At 27.0% G+C, this 22,276-nt stretch carries 24 protein-coding genes; 14 read left to right on the forward strand and 10 right to left on the reverse strand.

Translation table 11 applies throughout. The features are described from left to right. Window positions 1-26: 26 nt before the first annotated feature. The 3 genes from AVENP_RS00560 to AVENP_RS00570 are packed head-to-tail and all read left to right on the forward strand — an operon-like array spanning window position 27 to window position 2,065. Window positions 27-329, forward strand: coding sequence for a hypothetical protein (locus tag AVENP_RS00560; protein WP_128358270.1), 303 nt, complete (start codon window positions 27-29; stop codon window positions 327-329). After that, entirely contained in the window at window positions 329-949 is a 621-nt protein-coding gene (bluB, locus tag AVENP_RS00565; protein ID WP_128358271.1) for a 5,6-dimethylbenzimidazole synthase, read from the forward strand. Before AVENP_RS00560 ends, bluB begins: the two co-directional genes overlap by 1 nt. Before the next feature lie 51 nt (window positions 950-1,000). Beyond that, window positions 1,001-2,065 (forward strand): TRAP transporter substrate-binding protein, encoded by a 1,065-nt coding sequence (locus AVENP_RS00570; RefSeq protein WP_128358272.1) that lies wholly within the window; start codon window positions 1,001-1,003, stop codon window positions 2,063-2,065. A gap of 30 nt (window positions 2,066-2,095) precedes the next feature. Here the strand turns inward: AVENP_RS00570 and AVENP_RS00575 are convergent, their stop codons facing one another. From AVENP_RS00575 to rsmA, 10 genes are all read right to left on the reverse strand, one after another. After that, window positions 2,096-2,833 (reverse strand): succinate dehydrogenase/fumarate reductase iron-sulfur subunit, encoded by a 738-nt coding sequence (locus AVENP_RS00575; RefSeq protein ID WP_128358273.1) that lies wholly within the window; start codon window positions 2,831-2,833, stop codon window positions 2,096-2,098. Next, a complete protein-coding gene (locus AVENP_RS00580; RefSeq protein WP_128358274.1) occupies window positions 2,830-4,431 on the reverse strand; it encodes an FAD-dependent oxidoreductase in 1,602 nt (533 codons plus the stop codon). Before AVENP_RS00580 ends, AVENP_RS00575 begins: the two co-directional genes overlap by 4 nt. Before the next feature lie 2 nt (window positions 4,432-4,433). Next, window positions 4,434-4,820 (reverse strand): hypothetical protein, encoded by a 387-nt coding sequence (locus tag AVENP_RS00585; RefSeq protein WP_128358275.1) that lies wholly within the window; start codon window positions 4,818-4,820, stop codon window positions 4,434-4,436. Between the two features lie 306 nt (window positions 4,821-5,126). Beyond that, entirely contained in the window at window positions 5,127-6,530 is a 1,404-nt protein-coding gene (locus AVENP_RS00590; RefSeq protein ID WP_128358276.1) for a PhoH family protein, read from the reverse strand. Then, window positions 6,530-7,051 carry a CopD family protein gene (locus tag AVENP_RS00595; protein ID WP_128358277.1) on the reverse strand — a complete coding sequence of 174 codons (522 nt, stop codon included), beginning with the start codon at window positions 7,049-7,051 and terminating at the stop codon, window positions 6,530-6,532. The genes AVENP_RS00590 and AVENP_RS00595 overlap by 1 nt, the downstream gene beginning before the upstream one ends. Window position 7,052: 1 nt before the next feature. Next, entirely contained in the window at window positions 7,053-8,243 is a 1,191-nt protein-coding gene (locus tag AVENP_RS00600; protein WP_128358278.1) for a replication-associated recombination protein A, read from the reverse strand. Then, window positions 8,227-9,033: a pseudouridine synthase gene (locus AVENP_RS00605; RefSeq protein WP_128358279.1), complete on the reverse strand. Its 807-nt coding sequence runs from the start codon at window positions 9,031-9,033 to the stop codon at window positions 8,227-8,229. The genes AVENP_RS00600 and AVENP_RS00605 overlap by 17 nt, the downstream gene beginning before the upstream one ends. Next, complete coding sequence (locus AVENP_RS00610) at window positions 9,030-9,992, reverse strand: KpsF/GutQ family sugar-phosphate isomerase (protein ID WP_128358280.1); 963 nt, start codon at window positions 9,990-9,992, stop codon at window positions 9,030-9,032. The genes AVENP_RS00605 and AVENP_RS00610 overlap by 4 nt, the downstream gene beginning before the upstream one ends. Before the next feature lie 11 nt (window positions 9,993-10,003). Next, window positions 10,004-11,938, reverse strand: a complete 1,935-nt coding sequence (locus tag AVENP_RS00615) for a ribonuclease J (protein ID WP_128358281.1) — start codon at window positions 11,936-11,938, stop codon at window positions 10,004-10,006. Beyond that, window positions 11,925-12,719: a 16S rRNA (adenine(1518)-N(6)/adenine(1519)-N(6))-dimethyltransferase RsmA gene (gene rsmA, locus AVENP_RS00620; RefSeq protein WP_128358282.1), complete on the reverse strand. Its 795-nt coding sequence runs from the start codon at window positions 12,717-12,719 to the stop codon at window positions 11,925-11,927. The genes AVENP_RS00615 and rsmA overlap by 14 nt, the downstream gene beginning before the upstream one ends. 73 nt (window positions 12,720-12,792) lie before the next feature. On the opposite strand from rsmA, the gene hisF reads away from it, so the two are divergent. The 11 genes from hisF to AVENP_RS00675 all read left to right on the forward strand — a co-directional run bounded on the left by hisF (window position 12,793) and on the right by AVENP_RS00675 (window position 22,273). Continuing rightward, entirely contained in the window at window positions 12,793-13,554 is a 762-nt protein-coding gene (hisF, locus tag AVENP_RS00625) for an imidazole glycerol phosphate synthase subunit HisF (RefSeq protein ID WP_128358283.1), read from the forward strand. Between the two features lie 16 nt (window positions 13,555-13,570). Further along, window positions 13,571-14,263, forward strand: a complete 693-nt coding sequence (locus AVENP_RS00630) for an SIMPL domain-containing protein (protein ID WP_128358284.1) — start codon at window positions 13,571-13,573, stop codon at window positions 14,261-14,263. Further along, the gene (locus tag AVENP_RS00635) at window positions 14,260-14,796 is read left to right on the forward strand and encodes a phosphorylase family protein (protein ID WP_128358285.1); all 537 of its coding nucleotides are present in this window, start codon (window positions 14,260-14,262) and stop codon (window positions 14,794-14,796) included. Before AVENP_RS00630 ends, AVENP_RS00635 begins: the two co-directional genes overlap by 4 nt. A 22-nt stretch (window positions 14,797-14,818) precedes the next feature. Then, the gene (rlmN, locus tag AVENP_RS00640; protein ID WP_128358286.1) at window positions 14,819-15,901 is read left to right on the forward strand and encodes a dual-specificity RNA methyltransferase RlmN; all 1,083 of its coding nucleotides are present in this window, start codon (window positions 14,819-14,821) and stop codon (window positions 15,899-15,901) included. 92 nt (window positions 15,902-15,993) lie between these two features. After that, on the forward strand, window positions 15,994-17,403 hold the full coding sequence (gene gltX, locus AVENP_RS00645; RefSeq protein WP_128358287.1) for a glutamate--tRNA ligase: 1,410 nt from the start codon (window positions 15,994-15,996) through the stop codon (window positions 17,401-17,403). Window positions 17,404-17,456: 53 nt separating this feature from the next. Continuing rightward, window positions 17,457-17,723 (forward strand): RNA-binding regulator, encoded by a 267-nt coding sequence (rbp, locus tag AVENP_RS00650; RefSeq protein WP_128358288.1) that lies wholly within the window; start codon window positions 17,457-17,459, stop codon window positions 17,721-17,723. 106 nt (window positions 17,724-17,829) lie between these two features. Then, the gene (locus AVENP_RS00655; protein ID WP_128358289.1) at window positions 17,830-18,492 is read left to right on the forward strand and encodes a response regulator transcription factor; all 663 of its coding nucleotides are present in this window, start codon (window positions 17,830-17,832) and stop codon (window positions 18,490-18,492) included. Between the two features lie 55 nt (window positions 18,493-18,547). Continuing rightward, complete coding sequence (locus AVENP_RS00660) at window positions 18,548-19,624, forward strand: sensor histidine kinase (protein WP_128358428.1); 1,077 nt, start codon at window positions 18,548-18,550, stop codon at window positions 19,622-19,624. 65 nt (window positions 19,625-19,689) lie between these two features. Then, a complete protein-coding gene (locus tag AVENP_RS00665; protein ID WP_128358290.1) occupies window positions 19,690-20,073 on the forward strand; it encodes a FixH family protein in 384 nt (127 codons plus the stop codon). Further along, complete coding sequence (locus AVENP_RS00670) at window positions 20,073-21,272, forward strand: TolC family protein (protein WP_128358291.1); 1,200 nt, start codon at window positions 20,073-20,075, stop codon at window positions 21,270-21,272. The genes AVENP_RS00665 and AVENP_RS00670 overlap by 1 nt, the downstream gene beginning before the upstream one ends. Beyond that, entirely contained in the window at window positions 21,269-22,273 is a 1,005-nt protein-coding gene (locus AVENP_RS00675; protein WP_128358292.1) for an efflux RND transporter periplasmic adaptor subunit, read from the forward strand. Before AVENP_RS00670 ends, AVENP_RS00675 begins: the two co-directional genes overlap by 4 nt. The last annotated feature ends 3 nt before the right edge of the window (window positions 22,274-22,276 follow it).

Below are 22,276 nucleotides of genomic sequence, written 5' to 3' on the forward strand. Positions count from 1 at the left end.
TAATAAATATTTGAAAAGAGATTAATATGACAATTTTAATACCTGTAGATTCTAAAAATAGACATGAATGTGTAATTTCATCTATTGAAGAAAATAAAGCGTGGGCGTTTGTAACTTTAGATGAAGGAAAAATCACTAATATTGAGTTTTTTGATAGACGAGAAGATATTTCAGTTTGGATTGATGCTGTTGTTGTAATAAATGAATTAGAATACGTTTGGCCTTTTATGGATGAGGGAATAATCGCTTTAATTGCTCCTAGTCAAAAAAGTATTGATGAAATTGTTGAAGCTTTCTTATTTAAAGATCTACATGATTTTTCTATTTAATGAAATTTAATAAAAAAGATTTAAATACTCTTACAAAAATTATCACTTCAAGAAGAGATGTAAGAGGTAATAACTTTATAAATAAAAAGATATCAAGTAAAAAGCTCGATATTATTTTGCAATCTGCTTTAAATGCACCATCTGTAGGATACTCTCAACCATGGAAATTTCTTATTGTAAATAAAGAGGAACAAGAGCTTGTTTATAATCATTTTTCTAAATCATTTGAAAAAAGTAAAAAGAATTTTATTGATAAACCTTTATATAATAATTTAAAACTTGAGGGTATAAAAGAATCTGATATTAATATTGCAGTTTATTACAAAAAAAATAAAGATAATGTACTTGGTCAAACATATATGAAAAGAACAGGTGAATATTCTGTTGTATGTGCCATTTTAAATATGTGGCTTACTGCACGAGCTTTAAATATTGGTATGGGTTGGGTTTCAATTCTAAAACCTAAAAAAATAAATAAAATATTTGATATAGATAAAAATGAATACAAGTTTATTGCTTATTTGTGTTTTGGTTATACAAAAGAATTTTATGATGAGCCAGAACTTAAAAAACTTAAATGGAATAATAAAAAGAAATTAAAAGATTGCCTTTTTACTTAAGCCTTTTAATATTTTCTTAAATATATAATTCTTCAACTTCTAGGAGAAATTATGAAAAAAACAATCAAAAAACTTTGTATTTTATTAACTTTATTTACTGCATCTTCAGTTTTAAGTGCAAATGAAAAAGTATATAAATTGTCAATGGCTACAACTTGGGGAGAAACTGCATCTCCTTTAATTGATACTGCAAAAAGTATGGCTAAACTTGCAGAAGAAATGTCTGATGGTAGATTAATCATTAGAGTTGATTCTGCTAATAAACATAAAGCACCTTTAGGTGTTTTTGATATGGTTAAAGGTGGACAATATGATATTGCGCATACTGCATCATATTATTGGAAAGGTAAAGATATAAATACTTTACCTTTTACTTCTATGCCTTTTGGTTTAACTTCACCTGAACAATACGCATGGTTTTACTATGGTGGAGGAATGGAACTCATGAAAAAAGTTTATGATAAACATGGTGTTCTATCATTTCCTGGTGGAAGTACTGGTGTTCAAATGGGTGGATGGTTTAAAAAAGAGATTAAAACTCTTGATGATTTAAAAGGCCTAAAAATGAGAATACCTGGATTTGCTGGAGAAATTATGGCAAAACTTGGTGTTCAAGTTACAAATGTACCAGCAGGTGAATTATTTACTTCATTAGAAACAAATAATCTTGATGCTTTAGAATGGGTTGGCCCTTCTATGGATATTTCAATGGGATTTCATAAAATTGCACCATACTATTACACTGGTTGGCATGAACCAGCTTCTGAAATGCAGTATATAATTAATACTAAAAAATTTGAAAAATTACCAGCTGATTTACAACAAATATTAGTTGTTGCTATGAGAGTAAGTGCATATGATATGTATATTCACAATTATGATATGAATGCAAATGCTTGGCAAGAGATGAAATCTGAGTATCCTAATATTCAAGTGAAAACTTTTGCGAAAGATATTATGGATGCTATGAAAAAAGCTAATCAAGAGTTAAGAACTGAAATGTCAGCAGAAAACCCTTTATTAAAAGAGATTTTAGATTCACAAGATGCTTATATGAAAAAAGTTAGAGAGTGGACAAAAATGTCTGATTATTTATATTTAAAAGATAACTTATAATTTATTAAATAGAGAGAATCTTCTCTCTATTTAAAATCCATTTGGATTAAACCCACCAAAATCATCCTCAAAACTTTCATTAAAATCAAAACTTTGCTCATATGGATTTGTATATCCATTTTGAACTGAAATATTTTGTAATTGCATAATATCTGCTTTTGGATCAATACTTTGAGGACAAACTAATGTGCAAGCACTACATAAGGTACAATCCCATATTCCACTTGATTGAATTGAATCAAGTATAGTTGCTTTATTTAAGAGTTTTTTATCATTTAGGTATCTCAATGCTCTTGTTAGTGCAAAAGGGCCTAGAAACTCTTTATTTGCATCGTAAACAGGGCAAGAGCTATAACATGAATTACAAAGAATACAATTACTTTGTGAATCAATTTTCTTTATATCTTCTTGAGATATTTCACTTAAATTTTCATTCTCATCTAGTGAAATTTTTGTTTTCTTTATCAAAATTGTTTCATGTGAAACATTTACTATCAAATCCTTTATTATATTTAAATTTTTAATTGGCTCAATAAAATCATTTTCTTTTATAAATGTCTTACATGCAAGTTTCTCAATTCCGTTTACTCTAATTGCACAAGAACCACACACACCACTTTTACAACCACATCTAAATGTTAAACTATTATCTTCTTTTGTTTTAATCTCTATTAGCGCTTGGAGTAAATTACTGTTATTAACTTCATATTCAGATATATAATTTGGCTCAGAAATTTCACTGTTAAATCTTTTAATAGAAATTTTCATATTATTTCCTCAAACTCAATTTCGATTTTATCCCCTACTTTTCTAATCAAAGATGTTTTTTCATATGAATCATTTTTTATTGGATAATCCAATCTATAATGACTCCCTCTACTTTCTAATCTTTCTTTTGCACATAATGCTGTAAGTATTGAAACTTTTACAATATTAATAAATTCAATAAATTCAACTAAGTTTTTATTATAGATTTTTGATTTATCCCCTATTCCCATATTTGGAATATTTGATTCAATTTCTTTTAATTCTTCTAATAAAATTGACATATCAGATTCATTTCTAAATAAACCTAATTTTTCAAAAAGTAAAGCACTTATCTCTTCTTTTTTAGAGTAAAAATTCATTTCATTTTGGTTTTTATAAAGATTACTTACAAACTCTTTATCTAAAGATAATTGATTTGATATATATTCAATAGTTGTGATTTCTTTTGAATTATTAGATGCAATTAATCCAACTATTTTACCAAATGTTACAATTTCTAGTAATGAATTTCCACCTAATCTATTTGCACCATGAATAAATGATTGCGCACATTCACCACAAGCATAAAGATTCTTTATATTAGTCTTTCCATCAATATCTGTTTTTATTCCACCCATGCTATAGTGAGCGGCAGGTGTGATTGGTAATAATTCATTCTCTACTTTAATATTTGAATACTGTAAAGCTAATTTTCTTTCTTGAGGGATTAACTCTTTTATCTTATTAAGGCCAAAATGTCTTAAATCTAAATATACTTTTTCATTATTCAAAATTCGTTCATAGATTGCACGAGCAACTTCATCTCTTGGTTTTAGTTCATCAATAAATCTATTTTCATCTTTATCTAATAAAAGTCCACCCTCACCTCTAGCGCTTTCGCTTATTAGAATATTTGAGTTTTCTAAAGTTGTTGGATGAAATTGAATAAATTCCATATTTGATAATTCAACTCCTGCATTAAATGCAACAACTATACCATCTCCTGTATTTGAATATGAATTTGTAGTATGTTTTGAATAAATGCCTGCATATCCACCTGTTGCTAATAATACTGTTTTAGAATAATATTCTTTTACAATTCCAGTATTTATGTCAAGTGCTGTTACTCCAATACATAGTTGCTCTTTTATGATTAGATTTAACAGTAAATGTTCACTTTCAATTTTAATATTTAAATCTATTGCTTTATCATAAAGAGTATGTAAGACTTTTAAACCAGTATAATCACTTGAATAACATGTTCTAATTTTTGATGTTCCACCAAATTTTCTTTGTGCTATTTTATTATCATTAGTTCTATTAAATGGTACTCCAATTTTATCAAGCCACAAAATTGCATCTTTAGCATTTTCACACATACGTTTAATATTTTTTTTATTAGCTAGATTACAAGATGCTTTGTATGTATCTTCTATATGATTATTAATATTGTCATTTTCTTCGTATATAACAGCATTTATTCCACCTTGTGCTTGTACACTTTGTGAATGAGTAGGAAAAGTTTTAGATAATACTAAAACTTTTGAGTTATTTTGAGATGCATTTATTGCTGCTGTTAATCCAGCTATACCTGAACCAATTATAAGTACATCAATCATAGTTAATCCCAAAATTCTTTTAGTGGTTCGTCTTTATCTTTTGTTAAATCTGAATTAAATGAAAATTCAAGATTATCTATTTCATTTTCTTTTATGATAATTGAATTATTATCTAAGTCTATTTCCTTATTAATTTCAGCTTTTTGTTTTAGAGTTGCTGCTTTTATAAAGCCATTTGCTTTATTTGTTTGTTGTTTTAAAGTTAGATATTCTGTCATTATTTTTTCATAATAATTGAAATCAAGAAGTATAATTCCAGGTTTACCATCCCTTAAAATTATTGCTTTTTCAATTTCTTCTTTATTCAATTTATCAAAAATATTTTTGCTTTTTCTTACAAGTTCTGTTGAAGAAAACATTTCATTTGAAGTATATTGTAACAATCCCATATATATTCCTTTTATGTATTATAATATGTATTATAACACATAATAGAATTATTGAATGTTTTTATTAGCATAAATTTTTTCTAGAGTATATTTCTAATCCAATACATATTTTAGGCTTCTAATTTGAGTTTTATTACATAAAAATACATTTTTAATTTAAATATGATATGTAAGATTTAAACTAGAGTAAATTATATATAATAAAATTTTATATAAGTGAAAATGATTTATATTATGATTTAAAAAAAGAGTTATAATAGATTTATAATAGATTTATTTTATATCCATAAAATTTATTTATGGATATTATTTTGAGAATATTTCTTCTGCCCACTCGGTTATTGGACCTCTTAAAACTTTTTGTAATTTGATTGCATATGTGTTTACAAGAGTATTTTCATTCTTTGTAGATTTTAAAAGTGTAGTTAGAGCATTAGTATATTTATTTACATAGAAGTTATCTATTTGTTTATTTGATCCAAGAACTACAACTTTACAGCTACTGTCAATTCTTGATAATACCATTTGCATAGTTTTGTTAGACATATTTTGTGCTTCATCAATTATAATAAAAGCATTTGATAAAGTTCTTCCTCTCATTTCCCCTACCCACATTGTTTCAATTCCATAATTACTTATCATCTGCTCAATTCTAGCTGTTACTTCACTGTCATCAAGTTCTGATACTACAAGGTCTGGATTTTTTTTATTTCTTTTTCTTTTATGTTCAGTTCTAATAATATAATCTAAACTATCCATCAAAGGATGATTATATATTTTGAATTTTTCTTCAAGTCCTGGAAGATAACCAACATCCTCACCTTTATCAAGTGATTCAATTGAATTTCTTATGTATATAATCTTTTGAAAGAACTTTTGTCTAACTAGTTTTAAAGCACCACTAAGGGCTAAAAGTGTTTTTCCTGAACCAGCCTTAGCTTCTACAATTAAAACGTTGTATAGGTGGCTTAAAATTGCATCACTGAAGAAAAGTTGTTCTTTATTTAGTGGAGTTATTACTTGATCTCTTATTTCATTTTCATCTAAGAGTTTTATTCTTTTATTTTGAATATTTGCTAATATTACTTGATCTGATGATTTAACTTTAAAGCAATAAGAAAAATTGTAAGGCTTATATTCTTTATCAAAGTTTTCAATTAATTGATTATCAATAAATTCTAAGTCTTCAAAATTAATAGTAATTTCTTTGCTAAATTCAAAGTCAAAAGCATCTTTATCTTTTCCAACTAAGGCATCTGTTTTTATATCAAGTGATATAGCTCTTGTTCTTGCCATAATATCTAAAGATAAAAACTCTACTTGTTTTTTGTAGTAACTGTTAGTAAAAGTTGCAATTTCAAGTATTTTTCTATCATTGATTATATTTGGAGAAACATTTTTTATATTTACTTGATACTCTTCTTTTGAAATTATATCAATAAAGGTATTTTTTTCACTGATTTTTAATCGAATAATTTTATATAAATCTTTTTTGATTGATTCAACGATAATTGCATTTTCAAGGATTCTTGCAAATTCTCTTGCTTGAAAATTTATTTCATCAAATCCACTCTTTTTTGTATCAATCTCATCAAGAACTGTTTCAGTTAAAATTATTAGATTTTTTCCATCTTGAGAAAGTTTATATATGTTTGAAGCATCTTCAAGTAAAATATTTGTATCTAATATATAGTATTTCTCAAAATTCATTATTTAGTCTCTCTTTTTGGTTTCATTATCACATAAGATATATATGCAAATAGTAGCACAATTATTAAAGTAAATAGTAAAGAAAATGTTTTAGTAATAACATATCCTACGATTAATATTGATAGCATTGTTGGAAGTTCATTATACATTCTAAAAAATTTACCACTTTTTTTACAAGAATTATTTTCTAATTTTTTTCTATATTTTTCAAGTGAAAAAGAGTAAATAATTAAAAAGAACAGTGCTGTAAGCTTTGCATACATCCATGGCGAAGTATTAAAATCAAGTAAATAAGGATTTAATGTAAGCATAGTTATACCACTTAATATAGTTGCCCACATTGCAGGCATTCCAATATATTTATAGATTTTGTACTCTTGAATTTTTACAATTTCAACGTACTCATTTTTTTCAATATTTTCTACATGATAAACAAAAAGTCTAGGTAGATAAAATAGCATTGCCATCCATGACATAAACGCTACAATATGAAAAGTTAAAACCCAAGTGTAATATTCCATTTTAATCCTCTTTTTTATTCTTAATTTTGTTTAACCACTCATTTAAAGTTTTTTCAAATCCAATATTTGAATTTTCATAAAGACTTAAATCTTCTTTTAAATATTCTTGCTCAACATATCCACCAAAATCATGGGGGTATAAATAGCCTATATGTTGCGAATCTAAGTGTTTTGGTATATCAAGTAGTTTTCCAGCTTTTATCTCTTGTAGAGCTTTATTTACACCTTTATATGCACTGTTAGATTTTGGACTTGAGGCTAAGTAAATTGCACATTGAGAAAGTATAATTCTAGATTCTGGATATCCAATTTTATTACAAGCCATCATAGTATTAACAGCAAGATTTAGTGCATTTGGATTTGCATTTCCAATATCTTCACTTGCAAAAATTACTAACCTTCTTGAAATAAAATCAACACTCTCTCCACCATTAATTAATCTACTCATATAATATAATGCTGCATCAATATTTGAACCTCTTAAAGATTTTATCATAGCACTTGCTAAATCATAGTGAGTATCTGATGATGAAACTCCATCCCCTATTACATTTTCTCTTAATTCTCTTAATAAACTAACATCAATATCTTTTGATACTTTATATGCAAAATTTAGAAGTGTAAGCATTGCTCTTGCATCACCTGAACTTGATGTAATCAAGTATTCTAAAGCAAGAGGTTCAATATTTATTTCTATATCTTTTAAAGCAATATGAAGAATTTTATTCATTTCATCTTTTGTAAATGCTTTAAATTCATATAAAAATGATCTTGAGCGAATTGCAGAAGTTAAAGTAAAAAATGGATTTTCTGTACTAGCACCAATAATAATTGCATCATAATTTTCCATAATGGGAAGAAGAACTTCTTGCTGGTTTTTAGAAAGTCTATGCACTTCATCTATAAAAATTAAAGGCTTAATCAAACTTCCCTTATATTTATCAAATACTTTTCTTAAATCTTCAACTTTTATACTTGTAGCATTAAAGTAAAAGTAATCTGTGTTGATTTCACGTGCAATTATTTTTGCTAGTGTAGTTTTTCCAGTCCCCGGTTTTCCATAAAAAAATAGATGAGGAATGTCTTTTTGTTTGATTAGTTTGTAAAGTGCTTTATCTTTTGAGATAATGTGGGATTGACCAACAAAATTATCTAAATTTGTTGGTCTTAGTTTATTAGAGAGATCTATCATCTTCGTTCATAAAGATTCTTAGATTTTTATATTCTTCTTTTGTTAAAAATCTAGTTTTTCCAGTTGGTAGATTATTTAAAGAAATTCCACCATACTCTAATCTTTTTAAATCAAGTACATCAAGTCCAAAGTGAGCAAAAAATCTTCTTAACTCTCTATTTTTACCTTCAGAAATAACTACTTTAATTTTAGAGAATTTTTCTGCATTAGTTAAAATATCATAAGCTAAAAATGGAGCAAAAGTCATAGACTTGATTTTACTTGTTTTAAATGCACCAGATGTTGCATCTTCTATTTCTAAACCATTTTGCATTGCTTGCTCAACAGGTTTTGTAATTAAGCCATTTACTTTGATTTTATAAACTCTTTCTAAATCAGAGTGCATTAATGCATCAACAATTTCTACGCTATCAGATAAAAGTAATAAACCTTCACTAGCATAGTCAAGTCGCCCAACACTTAAAAAGTGTTTATATTTATGATCAAGTGAATCATAGATAGTTTTTCTTCCTTGAGGATCTTTTTTAGAAACAATTTCACCTTTTGGTTTGTTATATACAATAACAGTAGATATTTTATTCTTATCTTCTCGTATTTTTTTTCTACCAATTTCAACTTCATCACTATTTGAAACTTTAGTAGCAAGATTTACAACAACTTTACCATTAACTTTTACTTTACCCTCTTCTATTAGCTTATCAGCTTCTCTTCTTGAATAGTTACTATTGTGAGATAAAAATTTATTTAATCTAACTAATTCCTCTTGAGTTTCTTCTATTTTCTTTTTCATTTTATACCAGCTTCAATTAAATCATGAATATGTAATACACCAACTAATTTATCATTCTCATCAGTTACAATTAATAGCTGTATTTTATAACCTTCTATTATTTGCAGTGCATCACTTGCTAAAAGCTCTTTATTTTTTAATATTTTTGGATTTTTTGTAGCAATATCTTCTACTTTACAATCCATTGAAAAATTACCATTCATTAAAGCTCGTCTTAAATCTCCATCACTTAATAGTGCAATTACTTTTTTATTTGCATCTTCAATAATTACACTTCCAAGTCTTCCTTCACTCATTATAAGAATTGCATCTTTTAGTTTAGTTTCACGTGAAACTACAGGAAGATTCTCTTTTCTCAATAAATCATCAACTTTTACAAAAAGTTTCTTACCTAAACTTCCACCTGGATGAAAAGATGCAAAATCTTCTTTTTTAAAATCTCTTTTTTTCATTAAACAAACTGCTAAAGCATCACCCATTGCCATAGTTAAAGTGGTAGAAGACATTGGTGCAGCATCAAGTGGACAGCCTTCTTTTTCAACATTGATATTTATAAAAATATCCGCATATTTTGCAAGTGTTGATTCTGGATTTCTAGCCATTGCAATTAAAGGGATATTTAATCTTTTTAGGTGAGGAAGAATTTGAACCAATTCATCACTTTCTCCACTATATGATATTCCTAAAACAATATCTTCCTTACCAACCATTCCTAAATCACCATGCATGGCTTCAGTTGGATGAAGAAAAAAAGAACTTGTTCCTGTACTAGCAAGCGTTGCCGCTATTTTTGTTCCAACAAGTCCTGATTTTCCAACACCAGTAATAATGAGTTTACCTTTTGAATTCATGATTAAATCAATAGCTTTTTCAATATCAAAAGAGACTCTTTGAGCAGCTTTTTCAAGCTCATTTGCCTCTGTTAATAAAACATCTTTTACTATTTGTATAAAATCCATATATATATTCCTTATTGAACGAAGATTGTTGGTACTATCATTGGGTATTTTTTATATTTTCTTGTACAATGTTTTCTTACAACTTTTCTTAATTCATCCTCTAAAATTCTATTATTTTGTAAAATTCCAGGTTTAATATTTTCTAAGAATGTTGTTAATAAATCTTCAATTTCTTTTGAGAAGAATTTATCTTGTTTATCTGATACTAAACCAAATGATGTAACTCTTGGCTTTTGTGCTAATGTTCTATCATTTTCATTTATTTGTGCAACAATCATAACAACACCTTCGTTTGCCATTGTTTGTCTATCTAAAATTATATCATCAGAAATTTTGAAATTTAATTGATTATCAATGTAAACTTTTCCTGTTTTAACAGTTTTTACTTTTTTAAGATATTTTGGTGTAACTTCAATTTGTTCACCATCACTCATGATGTAAACATTTCTTTCTAATACACCACAATCAATACCTGTTTGACCATGTTTTAATGCATGATTATATTCACCGTGAACTGGTAAAAAGAATTTAGGTTTTACAAGTCTTAACATTAATTTTTGCTCTTCTTGTGCAGCATGTCCTGAAACGTGAATATCTGGGTAATCTTGATAAGCTACTTTTGCACCAGCTTTTAATAAATGATTTATAATTTCAGAAACACTTCCTTCATTACCAGGAATTGCTTTTGCAGAAAGAATAATTTGATCTTCAGGTTTTATTTTGATATGTCTATGTTCATGAATTGCCATTCTATAAAGAGCTGACATTGATTCACCTTGAGAACCAGTTGTTACAATTAAAACTTCTTTATCATTATATTTATTTACTTCATGCGCTTCAATAAATTGATCTTTTGGAAATTTAATATAACCAAGACTCATTGCAAGTTCTAAGTTTTTCTCCATTGATCTTCCAATAACACATATTTTTCTGTTATGAAAAAGTGCTTTTTCAATAGCTTGAGCAACTCTGTGAATATTAGATGAGAAAGTAGACATGATAACTCTACCTTTTGCATTTTGAAATATTCTATCAAAAGTTGGTCCAACTGTTTTCTCAGTTCTTGTAAATCCTGGTGAATGTGAATTTGTAGAATCCGATGTTAAAACTAAAACCCCCTCTTCTCCATAATGTGCAATTCTATGTAAATCTGTTGGGAATCCATCAATTGGAGTATGGTCAATTTTAAAGTCACCTGTGTGAATCATTGTTCCAGCAGCTGTTTTAACAGCAATACATGATGAATCAATAATTGAGTGAGTTACGTGCATCCACTCAACTTCAAATTCATTTCCAATTTTTATAGGTGTTCTTTTTTGAATAGCTCTAAATAAAGATCTATGTTCTCTCATTTTATGTTCATCAAATTTTGAACCAATCATCTCTAAAGGTAATGAAGTTCCATAAACAGGAAATTGCATCTCTTTAAATAAATATGGCATTGCACCAATATGATCTTCATGTCCATGAGTAATAATAACACCAACAATTTTATCTTTGATTTCTCTAATATAAGTAAAGTCTGGAATTAAAATATCAACACCATGCATATTTTCATCAGGGAAACTCATACCAACATCAACAATTATTGCTTCATTTTCAGTTTCAATAACCATCATGTTTCCACCGATTTCACCTAATCCTCCAAGTGGAGTAATTTTAAGTTTTGCAGTAGTATTTAGGTTTAGTTTATAGTGAGGATTTAATCTATCTCTATGTATTTTTTCATTTACTAAATATGCTTTTTTAAGATCTGTAATCCATCCATCACCTTTAATTTGTTGGTTGATTTGATTCTCTCTTGGAACCTTTGGTTTTGGTTTTCTTTTTTTGAAAGGTGGTTTTTTAGTTTCTGTATTTTCTACAGTTTCTGTATTTTGTGAATTGTTTTCAACAATAATTGGTGAAGTTACAACAACTTTTTCTTCGTTTTTAATTTCTTCCATTTTTTACCCTTGTATGCATTTGGCTATACAAAGATGAACTTACTTCATGAGGTCTAACATTATCATCGACATTTAATTCTTCATACATTCTAGATATAGAATTTTTATCCAATACAGATGTAAGATTTTTAGAAAGTTTTTTTCTCGGCTGTACAAAACAGGCCTTTAAAAACTTATTAAAATCTTTATCTAGGAATTTATTCATATCCTTTTTAATGTAAAGAATTGAAGATATAACTTTTGGAGGTGGATCAAAAGATTCAGGAGGAACATCGAAAAGTATCCTTGCATCAATTGACATTAAATCAGTAATTATTCCTAAAGAAGAAAATTCTTTGTTATTTACCTTTGCAGTAAACTTCTCAGCAACCTCTTTTTGAACCATTACTATAATATTTTCACAAGCTCTATCTTCAAATGCTCTTAATATAATGTTTGTTGCAATATAGTACGGTAAGTTTGCAATTAAGTCATATTTACCGTCATGTAGGGTTTTCTGCTTATCCCAAGCCTCTAAAACATCTGTGTGGATCAGTTTTAGTCTACCCTCTTCTATTTCTATTGCAAATTTAGACTTTAAAATACCAATTAAATCAGTATCAACTTCATAAGCAGTCATATCTTTGTACTTGACTAAATTTTTGGTCAAATCACCTAATCCAGGCCCAATTTCCACCACATAGTTATTGTTGTTGGGCATCGATTGGATGATCTTATCCAAAATTGTCGTATCTTTTAAAAAGTTTTGTCCGTATTGTTTTTTTGCTTTTACTTTTTCCATAATTGCAAGGAGTATATCTGCTTTTAACTTACAATTAGATAAGATAATATTTAGTTATTAAGAAGGATTATATTTGAGTAGTTTTGCAAAAAGAATAATACCATGTTTGGATGTTGATAATGGACGAGTTGTAAAAGGTGTAAACTTCGTTGGATTAAGAGATGCTGGTGATCCTGTTGAAGTAGCAAAAAGATACAACGCAGAAGGAGCTGATGAGCTTACTTTTCTAGATATTACAGCTAGCCATGAAAATAGAGGAACGATAGTTGATATTGTAAAAAAAGTTGCTCAAGAAGTTTTTATTCCTTTAACAGTTGGTGGAGGTATACGAAAACTTGAAGATATATACTCTTTACTTAATGTTGGTTGTGACAAAGTTTCTATTAACTCTTCAGCGGTTACAAATCCAAATTTAATAAATGAAAGCTCAAATAGATTTGGTTCTCAATGTATTGTTGTAGCCATTGATGTAAAAAGAGTTTCAGATGGTTCTTATCATGTTTTTGTAAAAGGTGGACGAGAAGACACTGGCCTTGATGCATTAGCTTGGGCAAAAGAGGTTTATGATAGAGGTGCAGGAGAAATACTTTTGACTTCTATGGATACAGATGGTGCAAAAACTGGATTTGAATTAAATATAACAGGACAAATCTCAAAACTTGTAGATATTCCAGTAATTGCAAGTGGTGGTGCTGGAACTATGGAACATATAAAAGAAGCTTTTGAATGTGGAGCAAGTGCAGCACTTGCTGCTTCAATATTTCACTTTAAAGAAATAGATATTATGGATTTAAAAAGATATTTAAGAGCAAATAATATTCCAGTAAGAATATAAAAAAGAAGGATAAAGAATGAAAAAAATATTAGTTGGAATGACTTTATGTTTATTACCTGTTTTGTCATTTTCTTATGAATTAAATTTTAATAAGGGTTTTTCAAAAGTTGTAAATCCTGATTTACTAACAACAAGTATTGATGTTAGTGTAGAGAAAAAAAATGAAAATGCAGTTAATACTGAAATTGAAAAGTTTAATGATTTTATAAAAAAAACTACTAATGTAACTTTGAAAAATGGTAGTTTTACATTAAGTCCAAAATACAAATATTATGATAATAAACAAGAGTTTATTGGGTATGTTGGAAATCTAAGATATTCAGCTGAATCAAAAAATGCAAAAGAGTTAAATGGTTTTATGGATAAATTAATTTCAATAAAAGACAGCATAAAGTCAGACGATGTAAAATTAAATATTTCAAATGTTGCATGGAATATAAGTGATGATTTACAAAATAAAAGTATTGATGATTTAAGATTAGATGCAATTCATTGGATAGAAGCTTATTCGAAATCTTTATCAACTTCAATATCTAAAAATTGTGAAGTTACAAAAATAAATATTTCTGAAACAAACACAGGAAATATTGTTTATGCTAGAAGTGAAATGTTATATTCAACTATGTCAAAAAAAGTTGCTGATGTGTCACCTATGAATAGTGAACAAAATATCACAATAAGCCCAAATTTTGTATTGGAATGTAAATGATTATTTGTGCTGGAAGAAACGAAACATTTCCTTTCGCCCATCCAATTGGTGTGGGCTTAATTGAAAGTGCAATAAACCTTACAAGAATGTGTCTATTTGATAAACCTGAATATCTACTTTTTGTTGGAAGTGCTGGGTCTTATGGTAACCATAAAGTTTTTGATATTGTTGAATCAAAAAGAGCTTCAAATATCGAACTTGGATTTTTAACACAAAGTGCATATACGCCACTTGATAATGTTTTAGAATCAGAAAATAAATTTGCAAGAAATGACACAATTGTAAACTCATCAAACTATATATCAACAAATGAAAAATTATGTAAAGAGTTTAATGAATATGGTGTTGGAATTGAAAATATGGAATTTTTTTCAATTCTAAGTGTTGCAAAAGAGTTTGAAATTCCAGTTGCTGGAATATTCGTAATAACAAATTATACAAATGAAAATGCCCATGAAGATTTTATAAAAAATCACAAAGAGGCAATGGATAAATTAACAAAATATTTAATTGAAAAAAATATAATAAAATAAATAAAATACTGGATAAATTATAATGGCAAAAGAAGGACTACCATCTATATATGATTACACATTAGATGAATTAAAAGAAAAATTAAAACCATCATTTAGAGCAAAACAAGTATATAACTGGCTTTACAAGAAGTATGCAAACTCTTATGATGATATGAAAAATATACCAAATGAATTAAAAGAAGATTTAAAAGCAAACTATCCTATTGATGTTATGGAAATTGTTAAAAAAGAGCAAAGTATTGATGGAAGCATAAAATATCTTTTTAAATTAAGAGATAACCACACAGTTGAAGCTGTTTTACTTTTAATGAAAGAGAAGAAAAAAGATGAAGATGGGAATATTGTAAGAAGTGAAAAATTTACTGTTTGTATCTCATCTCAAGTTGGTTGTAAAGTTGGATGTAGTTTTTGTTTAACTGCAAAAGGTGGCTTTGTGCGGAACCTTACAGTTGGAGAGTATATAGCTCAAATTGTAAATATTAAAAGAGATAATGATATAGCTGAAAATAAAGCTTTAAATATTGTTTATATGGGAATGGGTGAACCCCTTGATAATTTTGATAACTTTGTAAAAGCTGTTTCTATTTTCTCAGAACTTGATGGACTTGCAATTTCAAGAAGAAGACAAACAGTTTCAACTTCTGGAATTGCATCAAAAATTGAAAAATTAGGAAAAATTGATTTAGGAATACAATTAGCTATCTCTTTACATGCTGTTGATGATGAGTTAAGAAGTGAATTAATTCCTATGAATAAAGCGTATAATATCGCTTCAATTATTGATGCTGTTAAAAAGTTTCCAATAGATACTAGAAAAAAAGTTATGTTTGAATATCTAGTAATAAAAAATAAAAATGATTCTGTAGAAGCTGCAAAAAAACTAATCAAACTTCTAAATGGAATACAAGCAAAAGTGAATCTTATTTTCTTTAATCCATATCCAGGAACAACATATCAGCGACCTGAAGTTGAAGATATGCTAAAATTCAAAGATTATTTAAATGAGCGTGGGTTAATTTGTACAATTAGAGAATCAAAAGGTATTGATATATCAGCTGCTTGTGGGCAGTTAAAGGAGAAAGAAGCAAATGGGAATTCTTGAGATATCACTATTGGTTTTTATAGCAACAGTAGCAATAGTAACAGGCGTAGGATTTTATATACAAAATAAAAAAGAAGAGGAGAAATAATTTAATGGCAATAACAAGATTTGCACCAAGTCCAACTGGTTACCTTCATATTGGAGGTTTACGAACATCTTTATATAGTTATTTGTGGGCAAGAAAAACAGGTGGTGTATTTAGATTAAGAGTTGAAGATACAGACACAGCTAGAAATAATGAAGATGCAATGGAAGCTATTATTAATGCTTTTGATTGGGTTGGGTTAAATTATGATGGAGAAGTATTTTATCAATCAAGAAGAACAGATATTTATAAAATATATATTGATAAATTACTTGAAAGTGGTAAAGCATATAAATGTTACATGAGTAAAGATGAACTTGATGCTTTAAGAACAGCACAAGAAGCGGCAAAACAAAGTCCAAGATATGATGGAACTTGGAGACCAGAAGATGGTAAGGTATTGCCAGCAATTCCTGAAGGAGTTGAACCAGTTATTAGAATTAAAGCACCAACAAGAGGAACAATAGAGTTTGATGATGGTGTAAAAGGTTATATGAAATTTGATGCTAACCAAGTTGATGATTATGTAATTGCTAGATCTAATGGAATGCCAACTTATAACTTTGTTGTTGCTATTGATGATGCATTAATGGAAATGACTGATGTAATAAGAGGCGATGATCATTTATCAAATACACCAAAACAAATTGTAATTTATAATGCTTTAGGATTTAAAGTTCCTAAATTCTATCATGTTGCAATGATTAATAATCCATCTGGTAAAAAACTATCTAAAAGAGATGGTGCTATGGATGTTATGGATTATAAAAGATTAGGTTATTTACCAGAAGCATTGTTGAACTTTTTAGTAAGATTAGGTTGGTCACATGGGGATCAAGAAATATTTTCTATGGAAGAGATGTTAGAATTATTTGATCCAAATAACTTAAATAAATCAGCCTCTTCATTTAATGGTGAAAAACTTTTATGGTTAAATTCAGAGTACATAAAAGCAGTTTCAAATGATAGATTAATAGAAGAGTTAAAATTCTTTGATTTAGATTTAACACATCATGCTAAAAAGACAGAACTATTAGATTTATCAAAACAGAGAGCTCAAACTCTAGTTGAATTAAAAAAATCTGTTACAGATATTTTGGATATTCCAACTTCTTATGAAGAGAGTGGAGTTAAAAAATTTGTAAAAGAAGATACAAAAGATTTCTTAGAAAAATATCTTGAATTATTAGAAAAAAATAAAGATGAGTTATATAATGTTGAAAATGTAGAAGCAATTACTAAACCATTTATTGAACAAAATGGATTGAAATTTCCACAATTATTTCAACCAATAAGAATAGCATTAACTGGTGGAACTCAAGCACCATCTGTTTATGACATCATCGCAATATTAGGTTTTAGTGAGGTTTCTGCAAGGTTAAAAGAAGCTCTTAAAAGAAATTTTCAAAATACTTGATTATTTAAAAATAATCTGGCATAATAGCCACACATTTACAAAGGACAGAATAGATGAATATTTACGTAGGAAATTTATCATACAGAACAAATGATAAAGATTTAGAAGAGCTTTTCACAAAGTTTGGTGCAGTAAAAAGTGCAAAAGTTATAATGGATAGAGAAACAGGAAAATCAAAAGGTTTTGGTTTTATTGAAATGGAAGATTCATCAGCTGGTACTAAAGCAATCGAAGCTTTAAATGGTAATGAAAGCGAAGGTAGAACTTTAAGAGTTAATGAAGCTAAACCTAGAGAAGAAAGACCAAGAAGACAATTCTAATTTAAGAAAAGTAGTGGTTTTTTAGAAAAACACTACTTCCTTTTTATACAACTTAAAACAATCAGAAATGATATTTCTTTTATGATATAATTTTTCAAGGATTATTATGAAAATATTATTATTAGAAGATGATTTAATACTTAGTGAAATTATAGAAGAACATTTAATTTCACAAAACCACGAGATAACAACTGTTTTTACAGGTTTTGACGCACAAGATTTGCTTTACAGCAAAAAATTTGATTTATTACTTTTAGATGTAAATGTTCCTTTATTAAATGGCTTTGAACTATTAAAAGATTTAAGACTCAAAGAGATTCTTACACCAGCCATATTTTTAACCTCTCTAAATCAAGTAGATGATATAGAAAAAGGTTTTAAATCTGGTTGTGATGACTACATAAAAAAACCCTTCGAATTAAAAGAATTAGATATAAGAATAAACAATATTAAAAGATTATTTAATATTGAAAATGATAATTTAATACAAATCTCAAAAGATATATATTTAGACAAAAAAAATCTTTTAATTAAAAAAGAACAAAATCAAATACACATAGCTAAAAAAGAGAGCGAAGTTTTAGAATATTTGATAAATAATAGCACTAAAACTGTAAGTATTGAAGAGCTTAGTTTAAATGTTTGGGCTTATGAAGATGCTCCTATTTCTTCAACAATTAGAACTTATATAAAGAATCTTAGAAAAATTCTAGGAGATGAATATATAATAAATTTAAGAGGAGTAGGTTATAGATTTAACAAGAAGTGAAAAAATTACTTTTTTAAGATTTTTATTCTTATATTTGGGTGCTTCGTTTATTTTGATGGTATTTATCGCTATTCTTTATTATCAAAATGAAAAAATACTATATTTTGATTTAACTAAATCAAATATGCAAAATGAGGTCTCTAAAATTTCCTCAGAAATTATACTTTCACATATGAAAGGAAGTGAATTTAATAAGAAAAAACTCTTGGAAAAAGAAGATTATAAAGTATCTTTTTATGATAAAAACAAAAATAAGATATATGGAAATCTTGATGAAAAAATAGATTTTACAAAAAAGATTATTGATGCAAAAAATAGTTTTATCTTAATTGATGATTCAGTTTTAGGTCACTTAGATATCTATTATATTGCTTTAAAAGAGAATATGTATTTTAAAAAGATTGAAGAGTTGAAATTAAATATAATTGCAGTATTTTTTGCCATTTATTTAATTATTGCAATTATTGGATTTTATTTGGCGAAGCTTTTTTTAAAACCAATAAAAGAAGAACGAGAAAAACTAAATAATTTCATAAAAGATACAACACACGAATTAAATACCCCAATTAGTGCTATTTTAATGTCAACAGAAAATAAAAATCTAACTGAAAAACAAATTGAAAGAATAAAAATTAGTGCTAAAAGAGTCTCTGAAATCTACAATGATTTAACTTATCTATTTTTAGAAGATAAAGACACAATAAAAAAAATTCAAGAGTTTAATTTAAAAGATTTGATAAATGAACAATTAGAATATTTAGAGTTATTGTCATCAAAAAAACGAATTACTTTAAATAAAAATATAGAAGATACTATATATAAAATAAATAAAGATGATTTTATTAGAATATTTAACAATCTAATTTCAAATGCAATAAAATATAATAAAATGGGTGGAACTATTGAAGTAACACTTCAAAATAATATATTAATAATATCTGATACAGGTATTGGGATAGAAAAAGAAAAATTGGAAGATATTTATAGTAGATATTACAGAGCAACACAAGAACAAGGTGGTTTTGGTATAGGTTTAAATATTGTAAATAAAATTTGTAAAATTTATAATATAAAAATCAATGTTGAATCTCAAATAAATAAAGGCACAATCTTTACTCTTTACTTTAAGTAATCTGCACACAAACTCCACACAAAACAAATAAAATACGACTAATTTAATACATTAGGAGTATATATATGAAAATTTTAATCAAAATAGTTTTAGGGTTTTTCCTTACATTTGGATTTCTACATGCTGAATTATTGGAGCAAAATGGACAAAAAGATGGATATGATGTAAGACTTAGTTCAACAAATGCTTTAATTGTTGGAAATAATGAGTTATACGTTGAGTTATTAAAAGATTCAAAAAGAGTAGATACAGTTAAAGTAAAAGTAAAATTCTTTATGCCAGAAATGCCAGGAATGCCATATATGGAATCAGAAGATAATGGAGTTTTAACTAATGGAAAATTTAAAATGAATATAAACCTTCCAATGAGTGGAACATGGCAATATCAATTGAAATTTAAAACTGATGATGGTGTCGTTCACACAGTAAAAGGTAGTGTAAACTTATAATGTTAAAAAGAATATTACTAAGCTCATCACTTACTATTTCACTTTTAAGTGCTACAACAATAGATGAATTGGTAAAAAATAGTTTTGAAAAAAATTATGATTTGAAGAGTTTAGATAAATCAATAAAAATTGCAGAGCATCTAATATCTTTATCAAAAAATTGGCAAAATCCAATATTATCATTTGGCGCAAATGATTTATGGATAAATGATTTATCTTCAAGGGATAAAGAGGCAATGCAAGCCTCTTTTATAGGAATTTCACAGGTTGTACCAACAGCATCTAAACTTGACATAAAAGAATCTATTGCAAGAAATGATAAAAATATTAAGATAGAAGATTTGGAAGATAAAAAGCTTGAATTAGAGTCAAAGATATATGAATATGCCTATGATATTTTAATATCAGAAGAAAAATATAAACTTTTAGATTCTTATGAACAGAATGTTAAAAAGTTAGAAAGTTTATATACTTCTTTATATAAATACCAAAAAGCTACCCAAAACGAGATATTAAATTCACAAATATCATCTTTAAATATCAATTTAGAAAAACAAAAACTAAAAAATTTGATTGATAATTTTTATTTGAAATTAGAACAAATTACATATTTAAAAATTGATCATATAGATGAAAAAATAGATATAAAAAAAATTGATTTATTATTAGATAATCCCGAGCATCCAAAATTCAAAATTTTAGAAGAGAGTGCAAAAAAATCAAATGAAATTGCTAAATTTGAAAGTGCAAAAAAGATACCTGATGTTCAAGTTAGTCTTGCATATTTTCAAAGAGATGATAAATTCAATGATTATGTAAATGTGGCTGTTAGTATTCCTCTTCCTATTTATAATACAGAGAATACAGCAAAATTGCAAGCAAAAGTAAATGTAAATGAAACAAATGATAAGTTGGAACAATTAAAACATAACTTTTTACTTCAAACACAAATGCTAAAAAATAGTTTGAATAATTCATATGAAAATTATAAATTAATTCAACAAGAGATTATTCCATTAAAACAAAAAATTCAAAAAAATATAGAAAATTACAATAGTTTTGATTTAATAAAACCTCAAGAGAGTATTTCAAATCTAAATGAGTTAATCTCTTATGAAACTAAAGCTTTAGATGAATTACAAAAATATTATGAGAATTACTCACAACTTCTATATTTTACAAATAAAGGTATAAAATGATTAAAAATCTAGTTATATTCACCCTACTTTTAAGTGCAGGTTTACAAGCACAAATAATAGACGCAAAGCAATTATTTAATAAAACAACAACTAAGGTAAAAAAAGAAGAGATTTCAATTAATAAGAGCTTCTACGGGCTTACAAAGATAGATGAATCTTCTTTAACTGACATTGTAAGTAGATTTGATGGATTTATTACAAAATTAAATGCTAATAACAAATATATGACAATAAAAAAAGGTGAACCTTTATACTCTATTTATTCACAAGATATTTTATCTATTCAAAATGAGCTAGAAATAGCAAAAGGTTTAAATGCTAACATATATAAAAGTACCTTATCAAAATTAGATAATTTAGATATTTCAAAAGCTGAGCAACAAAGAATAAAAGATGGAAAAGTAAACTCAAATGGTATAACTGTAAGTTCACCAATAAATGGCTTATTAATAGAAAAAAGTATAAATCAAACAAGTGCTGTAAATAAAGGTAAATTACTTTTACAGTTGGCTTCTTTGGAAAAAATTTGGTTCATAGCTTCTGTTTATCAAAGTGATTTAGAGTATGTAAAAAAACAAAAGGATGCTGTTATAAGTATTGATGGAATAGATGAAAAAATTAGTTCAAAAGTTGATTTTATTTATCCTATTTTTGATGAAAAAACTAAAACAGTTGATGTTAGATTTGTTTTAGATAATAAAGATTTAAAACTAATTCCTAGTATGTTTGGGAAAGCTGATATTAGTGTGAATAAAGATGTTATGTTAACTCTGCCAAAAACAGCAGTACTTAAAAAAGCAAATGATTTTTACGTGTTTAAACCTTTAGAAAATGGAGAGTTTGAACCAAAGAAAATAAAGGCTAAAAGAATATCTTCAAATAAATATGAGATATTAAGCGGTTTAGAAGAAGATGATGAAGTAATTAATAATGCTTTATTTTTATTAGATTCAGATGCAGTTACAAATTCATTGTATCAATCTGACGATGAGGATTGGTAATAG

Origin of the sequence: Arcobacter venerupis, from assembly GCF_013201665.1 — a bacterium.
GTDB classification, from domain to species: domain Bacteria; phylum Campylobacterota; class Campylobacteria; order Campylobacterales; family Arcobacteraceae; genus Aliarcobacter; species Aliarcobacter venerupis.